10 protein-coding genes are annotated in these 13279 nt (G+C 66.3%); all 10 read right to left on the bottom strand.

The window, feature by feature from the left end; translation table 11 throughout:
• Positions 1 to 3: 3 nt before the first annotated feature.
• A complete protein-coding gene (locus tag EJV47_RS06760) occupies positions 4 to 372 on the bottom strand; it encodes a hypothetical protein (RefSeq protein WP_126692389.1) in 369 nt (122 codons plus the stop codon).
• Positions 373 to 866: 494 nt separating this feature from the next.
• Positions 867 to 2093, bottom strand: coding sequence for a hypothetical protein (locus EJV47_RS06755; protein WP_126692388.1), 1227 nt, complete (start codon positions 2091 to 2093; stop codon positions 867 to 869).
• A gap of 39 nt (positions 2094 to 2132) precedes the next feature.
• Positions 2133 to 2867, bottom strand: coding sequence for an energy transducer TonB (locus tag EJV47_RS06750; RefSeq protein ID WP_126692387.1), 735 nt, complete (start codon positions 2865 to 2867; stop codon positions 2133 to 2135).
• A 60-nt stretch (positions 2868 to 2927) separates the two neighbouring features.
• Positions 2928 to 4391 carry an MBL fold metallo-hydrolase gene (locus tag EJV47_RS06745; protein ID WP_126692386.1) on the bottom strand — a complete coding sequence of 488 codons (1464 nt, stop codon included), beginning with the start codon at positions 4389 to 4391 and terminating at the stop codon, positions 2928 to 2930.
• Positions 4392 to 4686: 295 nt separating this feature from the next.
• Positions 4687 to 6417 carry a M28 family metallopeptidase gene (locus EJV47_RS06740; protein ID WP_126692385.1) on the bottom strand — a complete coding sequence of 577 codons (1731 nt, stop codon included), beginning with the start codon at positions 6415 to 6417 and terminating at the stop codon, positions 4687 to 4689.
• Between the two features lie 51 nt (positions 6418 to 6468).
• Complete coding sequence (locus tag EJV47_RS06735; RefSeq protein WP_126692384.1) at positions 6469 to 7101, bottom strand: hypothetical protein; 633 nt, start codon at positions 7099 to 7101, stop codon at positions 6469 to 6471.
• Positions 7102 to 7194: 93 nt separating this feature from the next.
• Positions 7195 to 8181, bottom strand: a complete 987-nt coding sequence (locus EJV47_RS06730; protein ID WP_126692383.1) for an NADP(+)-dependent, decarboxylating phosphogluconate dehydrogenase — start codon at positions 8179 to 8181, stop codon at positions 7195 to 7197.
• A 216-nt stretch (positions 8182 to 8397) separates the two neighbouring features.
• Positions 8398 to 9042 (bottom strand): cyclase family protein, encoded by a 645-nt coding sequence (locus tag EJV47_RS06725; protein WP_126692382.1) that lies wholly within the window; start codon positions 9040 to 9042, stop codon positions 8398 to 8400.
• Positions 9043 to 9281: 239 nt separating this feature from the next.
• Complete coding sequence (locus tag EJV47_RS06720) at positions 9282 to 12047, bottom strand: MGH1-like glycoside hydrolase domain-containing protein (protein ID WP_126692381.1); 2766 nt, start codon at positions 12045 to 12047, stop codon at positions 9282 to 9284.
• 119 nt (positions 12048 to 12166) lie between these two features.
• A complete protein-coding gene (locus tag EJV47_RS06715; protein ID WP_126692380.1) occupies positions 12167 to 12982 on the bottom strand; it encodes an SDR family oxidoreductase in 816 nt (271 codons plus the stop codon).
• Positions 12983 to 13279: the final 297 nt, after the last annotated feature.

Raw genomic sequence — 13279 nt, 5'->3', positions numbered from 1 at the left:
GTATTACTCGACGGTCTTGCTACGAGACTTCGCCACCGGTTTGGCCCGCTTACTTTCCCGGGTGCCGCCGGCCTGCTCGTACTCGTTGCTGTCCTTGGTGTACTTCTGACCCACGGCCGTCAGCACCCCGGAGGAAAGCCGGTCCAGCTCCTGCTCGACCTTGTCGACCTCGTTTTTCATGGCGCTGAGGTTCTTTAGCGACTTATTGTAATCGTTCAGCCGGTTTTCAGCTTCCTCAATCTTGGCCGCCAGGCTTTCGGTGCCGTAGCCGTTGCCCAAGTCCAGCTTGCCCGAGGGCTCGATGGCATTAAGGCCGGCCAGCCGTTGCTTGGCCCTGGTAATAGAATCGGAGTCGCGCAGCTTGTACGCCATGGTAAAAGGAGAAAAAGGTGGAGAATAACACGCCGGCCAACCCGGTCGAAGTGGACTCCAAAATGCAGGTTGCCAGAACGCTGCACATCAGTGCTAGCACTGAATTTTGGCGGCTAACCGCTTTGTCAAAGGCATTTCCGAACCCTCGGCAGGTCTTCCCGAGGGTTTGGAAAGACCTGCCGAGGGTTCGGAAAGACTTCCGGAGGGTTTGGAAAGACTTCCCGATGGTTCGGAAAGACTTGGCGAGGGTTCAGGAAGACCAAATGAACCCTCGCCAGGTCTTCCGGAGGGTTCGGGAAGACCTGGTGAGGGTTTGGAAAGACTTCCCGAGGGTTGTTAAAGTCTTGCGGAGGGTTTGGAAAGGACTTGAATGGGAGCAGTAACGGCGGTTCACGCAGGGAAAAGGGCCGGGCTAGCCTGGAGTTACCCGCGGAAACCATAGCCGCGCGGCAAACGAAGGGGCCGGTACGCGCCCGGGAGCCCCCCGCGTCCCCTTACAGCCCCGGCGGCAGCATCTGAAAAACCACCGAGTCGTAGCCGGCGCGCAGCTGGCGCAGGCGGCCATCGGCGGCTTCCAAGCGGCGGGCCTGGGCGGCGGTGAGCAGCCACAGCCCGAAGCGGTCCGGGCTGCAGCCGACGTTCTGGCTGATACTGGAGCCGACGCTGACCAGCCGATAGGCCGAGTCCCGCTCCGCCAGGATGCGGTTGAAGAGTTGGCAGAAGTCATCGTGGTCGATTTCGCTGCCCACCGGTACCCAGTCGCTGCGGTACGCGTAGCGCCGCCCGTCCACGCGGAAGCTTACCGTCAGCTCCCGGTTGTCGGGGCAGTAGGGGGCGCAGGGCAGCACGTCGGGCGGAATGCGCATCTGGTAGCGGAAGTCCGTCAGCGTCAGGCCCAGCAGCCCGGCCACGTCCTGGTGCAGCTGCCGCAGGTAGGCCCCCGGCGCCGCGGGGTACTCCGCCCGGCTGAAGGTGCAGCTGGGCGAGCGGAGGTAGGGCAGCACCTCGATGGGGTCGATGATATGCTGCCGGGCCAGCGCCCGGCGGAGGCGGCGGGCCGGTTCGGGCCGCAGCAGGCCCGCCCGCTGCAGCGCCGGCAGCAGCAGGGTGTCCCGGCGCAGGGTATCGGCCACTGTCGCGAGCTGGGCCAGCAGGTACAGCAGCTCGCTCCGGTCGGCGGCGCAGGCAAGCAGCTGCAGCTGGGTGGCCTGGGCCCGCCACGGCCCGGGCAGCAGGCCGGCGCGCTGCATGGCCGTTAGCAGCCGGGCCGTTTGCTGCCGTTGTTGAAGTCGCTGCTGCCTTTCCTGACGTTGGCGTTGCTGCTCCGCGGCGGCCGAGGGTGAATGGAAGCGCACCGTAGGCGGGGGCGGTGGGGGCGAAGGCGGCGGCAACGAATCCGGGGGCGTCGGCCGGCTGAGGCGCACCAGCTCCGCCGGCTCGGGCACGTTGCCGGCCTCGACGCGCTCATAATAATCGGCCAGCCAGGCCCAGACCTGCGGCAGCTGCCGGCCCAGGCGAAACCGCGCGTCCCGGGTAGTGTCGCAGAAGTGCAGCCAGCGCCGGTGCCGGGGCAGGGGCGCCACCAAGCCGGCACGCCGCAGCACCGCGGCGTACGACGCGGGCTCGGCCGGCACCGGGGGCTTAGGGGCCGGGGCGCAGCCGCCGGCCAGCAACAGCCACCCTATAGCGGCACTAAGCAGAAAAGCCGTGGTAGGTTTCATCAAAGAGGGCCAAGAAGCGGGCAGCCCGGCCGGCGGGGCTTAGCGCTGGTAGCGGGTTTGGTTGGCTCGGCTAAACCGCACGATGAGGGTGTAGGTAATGGCTATGGGCCGGCCCCGTTGGTAGGCCGGTTGCCAGCGGGGCAGCCGCCGCACCACGCGCAGGGCCTCCTGGTTATGGGCCGCGTCCAATCCCTTCAGCACCTGCGGCTGCTGCACCCGGCCGCGTTCGTCCAGCCGGAACTGTACATGCACGGCGCAGGGCCGGCCGGCCGTATCCGGCAGGGCCGGAGCCAGCTGCCAGTTGAGGCGGGAGTAGATAAAAGCCTGCAGGGCCTCGACGCCGCCCGGAAAATCCGGGTAAGCAGACCAGGGACTGATAGCGTCGAGGCTGTCGGCCATCTGCTGGGCCCGGGCGAGAAAGTCCGGGCCGTAGCGCTTCTGCAGCTGCCCCAGCATGAGCGAGTCGTAGCAGCCGTAATAGGTGCCCGGCGCGGCGGATTCCACGAACCGCCAGCCGATGTGGTAACGCTCGGCCAGCACCGCGAGGTAGCGGCTGTCGGGCGGCTGAAATTCCACCGAATGCAGCTGGTAGTGGCCCTGACCGAAGTCCCGCAGCGCCTCGACCATGCCCTGCGCGCAGCGCGGCGGGTCGGGCGTGGCCAGCGCCGCGTCGGCCGGCACCTCGGTTGGCGACTCGGCGGGGCCCTGGCAGCTGCCGAGAAGCAGGCCGGCAACTGTCAGCAAGCCGTAAGGGATGCGGGAATGGACTGGCATGAGCCGGTAACGTTGGGCCCGCTGGTCTATTTCATCCGGCAATGCGGACCGCGGCACGGCTTACTTCACCTGCATGGCCTGCTCCAGGTCGGCAAAGGGAATGATGGTTTTGACGCCCGCGTCGGTGACGGGCCAGGATTGCAGGACGGTATCCACGGCCAGGCCCCGGGCCTTGATGGCCTGGTAGAGGCCGGTCTGCCGGGCGCTGGGCTTGCGCGGCGCACCTTCGCGCTTAATCCACACCAAATCGTCCTCGAACAGCAGCTTCTCGGTGGGGAAGTAGTACACCAGGTAGTCGTTGGTGTGGGCCGAGGCCGCGCCGATGTGGTGAATCTGCATGGTGAACTGCCCGTCGGTAATGGTCTTGCTGCCGCTGACTTCTTCCACCTGCGCGATGCGCGGCCGCAGCTGCAGGCTGTCGGGCTGCAGGGTGTGCGGGGCGTAGGCCAGGTAGCGCACGTAGTCGGCGGTGCCGGGGCCGCAGAGGATGGTGGCCCCGTGCCGCACGAAGGGCCGCAGTCCGCCCAGGTAGTGCGGGTGGTAGTGCCCCGCTACGAAGTAGCGCACGGGCTTGCCGGGGGCCAGGGCGCGGGCGGCGGTCAGGATGGCCTCGCCATTGCGGCTGTTGAGCGGGGCCTCGGCCACCACCAGAAAGTCGCGAAACTCCGCCACCAGCACCCGGTCGTCGGTGTGGGCCAGGGCCAGCAGGTGCAGGTTGGGGCGGAAGCGCCGCGCCACCGGCGGCGGGGGCAGGGCGGGCTCCCGCAGGGCGTAGCCGGCCGGGCGGGTAAGCAGCGGCGTGACTTGCGCCACCAGGGTCGCGCCGCGCAGCTGCACCTCGTCCTGCAGCTTGCCCCCCAGCTTGCTGATGCTCACCTTCCGGGCGAAGCGCAGGTTTTGCAGCGCGGCGTAGTCGCGGTAGGTTATGGTGGTCAGCACATCCCCGAACAGCTCGTCATGGCTCAGGATTTCGATGCGGTCGAGCAGCCCCGGCTTTTTATCGATAAAGAGCCGCACCACGGCCCCGTGCAGGCGGGTTTCGTAGCGGGCCAGCCCCGCCGCGGCCGAGGGGGAGGGCGCCACCCGCTGCTCCACGAAGTAGCGCAGCAGCGGCAGGGGCGAGTACCGGGCCGTACCGAGCAGGTGCTCGGCGTAGAGCGCGGGCGTGGCGGGCAGCAGGTCTTTGTCGCCGTAGTCGAGGCGCAGCAGCTCCTCCGGGCCGAGCTGGGTTTGGGAGGTGTAGAGCCGGCTGCCCTGGCGCAGCGAGTCGAGCTTGAGAAAGGCACGGGCGTTGACCGTCAGCGTGCCCTGCTTGGCGTAGGCGGTGGCCTGCCAGGGGTACTGGCTGTGCTCCAGCTCCTGGCTTTGCTCCGTGAAGGCGAAGCGCAGGGCGCGGTTGCCCAGTTCCCCGCCTTGCTGCCGCCAGCAGCGGGCGAGGTCGTCGGCCGGCCGGCGGCGGGCTGGGCCAGCAGAGGCCCCGAGCAAGAGCAGGGCGCCCACGATGAATCGGATGAGTAGCAGCATAACGAATAGGAAACGGAACGAACAAAGGCGCGCCGCCGGAGCTAGTTAAGCCAAACGAGGCGGTACCCCAAAACCAGAAGCTAAAAGTTAGCTCCCCTCCTCAGATGAGGAGGGGTTGGGGGTGGTTGATGTTGTTCTGGAACGACATCTAGCTTCTGGCTTTCTAGCTCTAGTTTTTCAACCACCCCTAGCCCCTCCTCATCTGAGGAGGGGAACTAGCTATAGCTTGCTGTGCCCTTGGGAGCTGGTCCGGTGAAGCGAAGGGGGACACCGGGTCTGCGCCGCGCTATGGCGCTCAGGGCCGCCCCAGGCTCTTCTCCCGCGCCGCCCGGAACTCCGAGCCTGGTCGCCACTGCGGAAAGGTGGTTTCGGAAGCCAGGCGCTGGCCGACCTGGTAGTACAGCTCCGCATCCTGGGCAATGCCCCACAGGTTCCAGCTCGGGTCGAACTGGTCGGCGGGCTTGTGGTACATGCTGGTGGTGTACTCGCGGCGCTTGTCGGCAATGTACTGCTTGCCCTGGGCGCGGCTTTCGTAGCCCCCGGCGGCGTAGAGCGAGGGCACGCCCACGTGGGCAAAGCTGAAGTGGTCGGAGCGGTAGAACATGCCGGTTTCCGGCGTCTGGTCGGGCAGCAGGTAGCGGTCCTGGGCCTTGGCCGCCGCCCGGGCGTAGTCCTCCAGCTCCGACTGCCCGTAGCCGATAACGGTCAGGTCCTTCATCGGGCCGTAGGGCCAGAGCATGTCCATGTTGAGGTCGGCCACGGTTTTGCTGAGCGGAAACACCGGGTTGCGGGCGTAGTAGGCCGAGCCGAGCAAGCCCTGTTCCTCGCCCGTCACGGCCAGAAACACGATGCTGCGTCCAGGCTTCTGCTTGCTCTGCTGAAAGGCTTCGGCAATGCTGAGCAACGCGGCCAGGCCGGTGCCGTCGTCCACGGCCCCGTTGTAGATGGAGTCGCCGGCAATGGCCTTGCCCACGCCAAAATGGTCCCAGTGCGCGGAGTAGATGATGTATTCGTCGGGGCGGGTGGTGCCGGGCAGCACGCCTAGCACGTTCTGCGAGGTCTGGCGGCGCAGCTGGTTCTGAATGCCGGCCGTGAGCGTGAGGCCCGCCAGGGCGCGCGGGCGGAAGCCCCGGGTGTTGGCGGCTTTATACAAGGCGTCGTAGTCCTGGCCGGCGGCCTGAAAGAGGCGCTTGGCCGCGTCCAGGGTCAGCCAGCCTTCCAGGGCGCACTTGTCGGCACCCTTATTGGCGGTCTGGGCCCGCAGCTTAGGGCTGATAGCGCCGCTTAGCACCACCGACCAGGGGTAGGCGGCCGGCTGCGTATCGTGCACGATGAGCACGGCGGCGGCCCCGTGCCGGGCGGCTTCCTCGTACTTGTAGGTCCAGCGCCCGTAGTAGGTCATGGCCTTGCCCCGGAACAGAGCAGTATCGGTGCCCGCGTTGCCCGGGTCGTTGACGAGCACCACCACGGTCTTACCCTTCACGTCGAGCCCGGCGTAGTCGTCCCACTGGTATTCGGGCGCCGTCACCCCGTAGCCGGCAAAGACCAGGGGGGAGTTCGTGACCTGCACCTGCGGCTGTTCGCGCTGGGTAAAGGCCACGAAGTCGGTTTTGTACTGCAGGCTCAGGGCCGGGCCCTTGCCGCCCTTGATGAGCATAGCGGGCGAAGGCGCGCCGGTAATTTCGACCAGCGGCACCGGCTGAAAGTAGCTGCCGCCCGGGGTCGGCTGCAGCCCCAGCCGCTTGAATTCGGCCGCCAGGTGAGCGGTAATGCGCTTTTCGCCCTCTGTAAACGGCTTACGCCCCAGCATGTCATCGGACGAAACATCCCGCAGGTAGCGCCCGATGGTGCCGGCCGTGATGAGGGGTTCGGCCGCCGGGGCGGCGCTCGTGGTAGCGGCGGGCGCCGGCGGGGTGCTGGCGGCGGGGGAAGCAGTAGCCGTAGCGGCCGGCTGGGTACGGCAGGCGCCGAGCAGGGCCAGCAGGCCCAGCGGCGCGGTAAGGCGGAAGAAAGCAGGAATCGGCATGGCAGTAGCAGGCTGGGGCGGCGGCCAAAGGGCGCCGCGCGGACCGGCAACTTACGACGGCGGGGGCGAACTAGCGTCGCGCTCAAAGGCCCAGTGCCCGCCGCCCGGCTCCGTCACGACGACCCGCTCGGTATACAGCAGCGGCTCCTGCGGCGGCAGAAGCTGCAGGTTGTCGAAGCCGATGGCAGCCTTGCCCCGCGCCAGCTCCGCGGCCAGCACCTGCTCCAGCCACGCCACGGAATCGGCCTGCAGCCCGTAGAAATCAAACTGCACGGCCTCGTAGCGCAGCCACAAGCCTTTCATATCCAGGGCCAGGCGTTGGGGTAGACCTAGCTCGCGCATGGGTTGCCGCTCGTTTAATTCCAGCTCCTGCGCAATGCGCCGCACCTGCTCGGGCGAGGCTTGGTGCTGCTTGCGCAGGTAGCGGGCCACCGTCGGGGGCCAGGGCCAATAGTCGCGCCGGCGGTTTTGGTAGGGTCGCGCGTAGGGCAGCAGGCGGTCGGGCTTGGCCAGGAATATCAGCACCAGGGCTATCTGCTGGGCCAGGTCCCGGCCCAGCGGCTCGTTGCTGCGCTGGCTGAAATTGGGAAGGTACACCCGCACCAGCCAGCCCGGCCGCAGCTCAAACGGCGGCACCCAGCAGGTGCCGCGGCGGAAGCCTACGCTGCGCAGCAGAAAAGTCATGGAAGGAAGGTTGAGTCAGGCCGTACGAAAGCGGAACCGCAGGCGGGAAACCGCCCGCCCGAAATTCAGCATTCGTACGGCCTGATTCACGCTTCACTTCGGGTTGTTTTCCGGCTGCTCGCCGGTTTGCTCGGGCTGCTCGTACTCGCCCACGCGGCCGAACTGCCGCTCGTGGCGGATGCCGGCATCCTCGCCGTAGGGGTGGCCGCCAAAGCCGTGGCGCATCATGGCAATGGCCTTGGCCCAGGTGGGGTCTTTGTCGCGGGAGGTGAACAGCTGCACCACCGACTGGGTGATGACCGGGATGGGCACTTCCATGTGCAAGGCGTCGGCCACCAGCCAGTTCACCTCGCCGGTGTCCTCGATGTAGCTGGGCACGGTGAAGCCGCCTTCCTGGTCGTAGGTTTTCTTCATCAGCTCCACCAGCCAGGAGCGCACCACCGAGCCGTTGTTCCACAGCTGCAGAATGGCGCTGATATCCAGCTTTTCGCGGAAGTGCGTGAGCAGGCCCATGCCTTCGGCAATGGCCTGCAGCATGCCGAACTCGATGCCGTTGTGCACCAGCTTCACGTAGTGGCCGGTGCCCGCGGTGCCCGTGTGCAGAAAACCGCCCGGCACGGCCGTGGCCACGAAAAAGTCCTGCAGCAGGGCCACCGCCTCCGCGTCGCCGCCCACCATGTAGCAGGCGCCGGTGCGGGCGCCGCCCGGGCCGCCGCTGGTGCCGCAGTCGATGAAGTGGATGCCGCGCTCCTTCAGGTGCCGGGCCCGGCGGATGGAGTCGCCCCAGTAGGAGTTGCCCCCGTCGACGATGATGTCGCCTTCCTCCAGCACCTCGAGCAGCTGCGCGATGATGCCGTCGACGGCCGCGCCGGCCGGGATGTACATGAATACCTTGCGCGGGCGCTCTAGCCGCTTAGCCAGCTCCTGCAAGGAGCCGACGACGTTAATCATTTCCGATTCCAGGTCGGGGCGGGGGCGGATGTCCATGCCCACCACGGGGTAGCCTTTTTCGGCCGCCTGCAGGGCCAGGGCCGCGCCCATCTTGCCCAGCCCCACGATGCCGATTTGGGTGTTGCTCATGCGGTGATTTAGTGAGTTGCTGATTTAGTGAGAATGGCGCCGGTTTAGCGAGCAAAGCGAGTGTAACCGGTGCCCGATATAAAGCAGGTTTTCAACCTGCGTGAAACGGTGCTACACGAGGTTGGTCAGCTCGTGCGGGCGCCGGACGCAGGCTGAAAGCCTGCCTTATTTTCGGCGCCGGTTTAGCAACTGAAAGTTGCGTAACCGGCGCCAGCTTTACAGTCGTTTGGCAATAATCCGCGCCGGCGCCCCGTCGGCGCCTTCGATGAGCAGGGGCAGGCAGATCATGTCGTAGCGGCCCGGCTCGGCGGCTTGCAGGTGCAGCCCTTCGATGACGGTGATGCCCGCCCCGAGCAGAATCTTGTGCGTATCGGCCGGCCCGACGGAGAGGTAGTCGACGCCCACGCACACCACCTGCTTGTCGCGCAGCCACTCGGCCGCGTCGGCGCGCACCTTCACGAAGTCCTGGGTGAAGGGCTGCCGGGCCCAGTCGCGCTCGGTGTTGCGGGTGCGGAAGAGCAGCCGCTCCCCGGGCGGCAGGTCGGGCAGCAGCCGTTCCAATTCCGCGCGCGTCACAAACTCGGCGTGCTCGATGCGCAGCACCCGGGCCGGGCCGATGAGGGTATTGAGGTCCAGCTTGGTCACGTCGGCGCCGTCGGCCAGGAAGTGGCGCGGGGCGTCGACGTGGGTGGCGGTGTGGGCGCTCAAACTCAGCTCGGTCACGTTGGCTGCGTCGCCCCAGGCCATGTTGCGCGTCAGGCGGATGTGCACCGGGGCGTTGTCGGGCCAGTGCAGCATCTGGTCGGTGATGGGCGTGGTCAGATCCAGCCAGGGGGCGGCGGTAGGGGAGTCGTGGGGCATGAGTTGGTTGAGTCGGTGAGTAATCGGCTGTCATCCTTTATCTGGCGTACGGCGTAGCCGAAGGACCTTTCTCGAACCCTGCACCGCCGCTCCCTACAATGAGCATACGTTCTACTATCAGGGCGTTGGTGGCTGCGCTTCTCGTTCTGACTGATTGCGTCAGCACATTGGCACAAGCGGCGGTGCGGGGTTTGAGGAAGGTCCTTCGGCTACGCCTCAGGATGACGTTCTGAGGTTGGCTACTTCCCGGGCGGCTGGGCTTCCTGGGCCTGCATTTCCTCGATCTGCTGCTGGTCCTCCTGCTCGTCCGTGACGCCGGCGAAGAAGTAGCCGTCGGGGCGGCGGGGCTGCAGCAGCTTGGCAATGAGGCCGGTCCAGCCGGTCTGGTGGCTGGCGCCGAGGCCCTGGCCGGTTTCGGCGTGGAAGTACTCGTGGAAAAGCAAAAAGTCCTTGAAGTGTGGGTCGTTCTGCAGGTGGGCGTCGGGGCCGAGGGCGGGGCGGCGGCCCTGCTCGTCGCGGCGGAACAAGCGGGTCAGGCGCTGGGTCAGCGCGTCGGCAATGCCGAGCAGGGTCGTGTACTGGCCCGAGCCGGTGGGGTATTCCACCTGAAAATCGTCGCCGTAGTAGTGGTGAAAGCGCTGCAACGACTCGATAATCAGGAAGTTCATTGGCAGCCACACCGGGCCCCGCCAGTTGCTGTTGCCCCCGAACAAGTCCGTTTCCGACTCGGCCGGCTCGTAGCGCACCGTGAAGTCTTTTTCGGGCGTGCGGTAGGTGTAGGGGTGCTGCTGGTGGTACTTCGACAAGGAGCGCACCCCGTAGTCGGAAAGAAACTCGTTGGGGTCGAGCATGCGCTTGAGCAGCAGCTTCATGCGGTGCCCGCGCAAGAGACTCAGCAGGTGGCGCTGCCCCTTGCCCGGCTCCTGCCAGCGCGACACCAGCTCCGCCAGCTTGGGCCGGTGCTCCAAGAACCAGCTCATGCGGCCCACGAATTTGGGCATCTCGCGCATCAAATCCTCGTCGAGCACCTCCACGGCGAACAGCGGCACCAGCCCCACCAGGGAGCGGACTTTCAGCGGCTGCCGCCCGCGCTCGGGCGTGCTGAGCACGTCGTAGTAGAAACCGTCCTCCTCGTCCCAGAGGTCCAAGCTGTCGGGGCCGCCGCTGCTGCCGAACATGGCGTCGGCGATGTAGAGGAAGTGCTCGAAGAACTTGCTGGCCATGTCCTGGTAAATCGGGTTGGTCTTGGTCAGCTCCAGCGCAATGCGCATCATGTCCAGGGCGTACATGGCCATCCAGGCCGTGCCGTCGGCCTGCTCCATGAAGGTGCCCGGCGGCATATCGGCCGAGCGGTCGAACACGCCGATGTTGTCGAGCCCCAGGAAGCCGCCCTCGAACACGTTGCGGTTTTCCACGTCCTTGCGGTTCACCCACCAGGCGAAGTTCAGCAGCAGCCGGTGGAAGGCGCCTTCCAGAAAATCCACGTCGCCCTGCCCGCCATTCTGCTTCTGGTCCATCTTGTACACCCGCCAGGTGGCCCAGGCGTGCACCGGCGGGTTCACGTCGCCGAAGTTCCACTCGTAGGCCGGCAGCTGCCCGTTCGGGTGCATGTACCAGTCCTGCAGCAGCAGCTGGAGCTGGTGCTTGGCAAACTGGGCATCAACCATAGCCAGCGGTAGGCAGTGAAAGGCCAAATCCCAGGCCGCGTACCAGGGGTACTCCCACTTATCGGGCATCGAGATGATGTCCGCGTTGTTGAGGTGGCGCCAGTGGGCGTTGCGGCCGCGCAGGCGCTGGGCCGGCGGGGGCGGGGAGGCCGGGTCGCCGTCGAGCCACTCGGGCACGTCGTAGTAATAGAACTGCTTGCTCCACAGCATGCCGGCCAGGGCCTGGCGCTGCACGTTGCGGGCGTCCTCGTCGCTGATGTTCTCCTGCAGCGCCGCGTAAAACTGGTCCGTCTCGTCGCGGCGCTGCTGCATGAGCGCGTCGAAGTCGGCGAAGGGTTCGGCCAGCTCGGGCGGGCCCAGCCGCAGGCGCAGCCGCTGCTGCTGCCCGGGGCCGAGGCGCAGGTAGTAGTGCGCGGCGGCCTTGGTGCCCACCCGGTCGGGGTTCAATGCGCCCTCTTTCTGGTGCAGCAAGTGGTCGTTGATGCCGTCCTTGAAGTACTGCTCCGACTCAGGCGAAGCCACCTGGTAGAGGCGCTGGCAGTTGGTGTGGTTGTCGCAGAACCACAGCTCCGGGGCCTGCCCGTCGAGCGGTTCGCAGTACAGGCGCAAATCGGGCAGCTGCCGGTGCGCTGCGCTCAGGTGCCCGTCCGCGTCGGCGCGCAGCTCGGGGCGGTACGCGTCGCAGCCCCAGCTCCAGGTGTTTCTGAACCACAACTGGGGCAGCACGTGCAGTTCCGCTTCTTCCGGCCCGCGGTTGAACACGGTTAGCTCGATGAGCAGGTCTTCGGGCCCGGCCTTGGCGTACTCCAGGCAGATGTCGAAGTAGTGGTTTTCGTGGAAGACGGCCGTGTCAAGCAGCTCAAACTCGGGCTTGAGCCGGTTGCGCCGCCCGTTTTCCTGCACCAGCCACTCGTACGGAAACGCCCGCTGCGGATACTTGTAGAGCATCTGCATGTAGCTGTGCGTGGGCGTGTTGTCGAGGTAGTAGTACAGCTCCTTCACGTCCTCGCCGTGGTTGCCTTCCGGCCCGCTCAGCCCAAACAGCCGCTCCTTCAGGATGGGGTCGTGCCCGTTCCAGAAGGCCGGCGCGAAGCACAGCCGCTGCTTGTCGTCGGAAATGCCGCCGATGCCCTCCTCGCCCCAGCGGTAGGCGTAGCTGCGGGCCATGTCGTGCGTGACGTTGCGCCAGGCGTCGCCGCCGGCGGAGTAGTCTTCGCGCACGGTGCCCCATTGCCGGTCCGACAGGTAGGGCCCGAAGCGCCGCCAGCGCGTCGCGTCGTCGGGGTTGTTGGCGGCGGCCAGCCGTTGGTGTTCGGGGGTGTCGGGTGTGGTCGACATAAGCGAAAAGTAGCGCGGGCTTCAGCCCGCGTCCGTCAGATAGTGAACCAGTGGCCTGTCCGGCGTTATATGCGCTACGGCAATCGGCCAGGCGGACGCGGGCTAAAGCCCGCGCTACATCAGCCGTTGCCCACGAAGCCGGGGTAGAGCAGCATGCCGCCGTCGGCAAACAGCGTGTGGCCGGTCACGTAGTCCGACTCGTCGGAGGCCAGCCACACGGCCACCTTGCCGATGTCGGACGGCTCCCCGATGCGGCCGTAGGGAATCAGCTTGAGCAGGTCCCGCTCTTCCTCGGGCGTGTCGCGGGCTTCGGCGTTAATGGGCGTGGCAATGGCCCCCGGCCCGATGCTGTTGACGCGAATCTTGTGCGGGGCCAGCTCCTGGGCCACGCTCTTCATCAGCAGCATCACCCCGCCCTTGCTGGCGGCGTAGTTCACGTGCCCGGCCCAGGGAATGACCTCGTGTACCGAGCTCATGCAGATAATCTTGCCCGTGGCCTTGGAAATATCGGGCTGCGGGCCGCGGCGCACAAACTCGCGCGCCGCCTCGCGCATGCACAAAAACTGCCCCGTCAGGTTCACCCCGATGACGCTGTCCCACTGCTTGGTGGTCATGTCCAGGAAGGCCGCGTCCTGCTGAATGCCGCTGTTGCTGACCAGGATGTGCACGGTGCCGTAGGTGTCGACGACGGTCTTGAACATGCGCTGCACGTCCTCTTCCTTGCTCACGTCGGCCTGCACGGCCAGGGCCTCGCCGCCGCGGCTCTTGATATCCTGCACCAGCTTTTCGGCCGGTTCGGCTTCCTTGTGGTAGTTGACGACGACGGTGGCGCCGGCCGCCGCCAGGGCCTCGGCCACGCCGTAGCCGATGCCGGAGCTGCCGCCCGTCACGAGGGCAATCTGATTCTGTAGGGGAGAAGCGCTAGGAGGTGTCATGGCTGCGGTTAAGGAGAAACAATCAAGTGCTAGACAGTAAAACCGCCCCGGGGGTTACGCCCGGGTGGTTACCCCGGCGTACCCACCACCCGGCGCCGCTGGCCCCGGCAAGCAGCACCGGCCCGTCTGATGTTTGGGTGAAGAAACGCCAGGTCGGTCTTGCGGGCTGATTTCCAGGTGCCTTCGGCGGGGCATCTGAGCCGCCGGTGAGCCGGGCAGGAGCCTGCTTATGCAAAATAAACTCGCTGATATTTAAGCTATTATTAATTGTGTATCAAAAGTTTCAATAATTATTGA

It is taken from the genome of Hymenobacter gummosus (assembly GCF_003970915.1).
Classification (GTDB): Bacteria; Bacteroidota; Bacteroidia; order Cytophagales; family Hymenobacteraceae; genus Solirubrum; species Solirubrum gummosum.
This window is presented reverse-complemented; position numbering and strand designations above follow the sequence as displayed.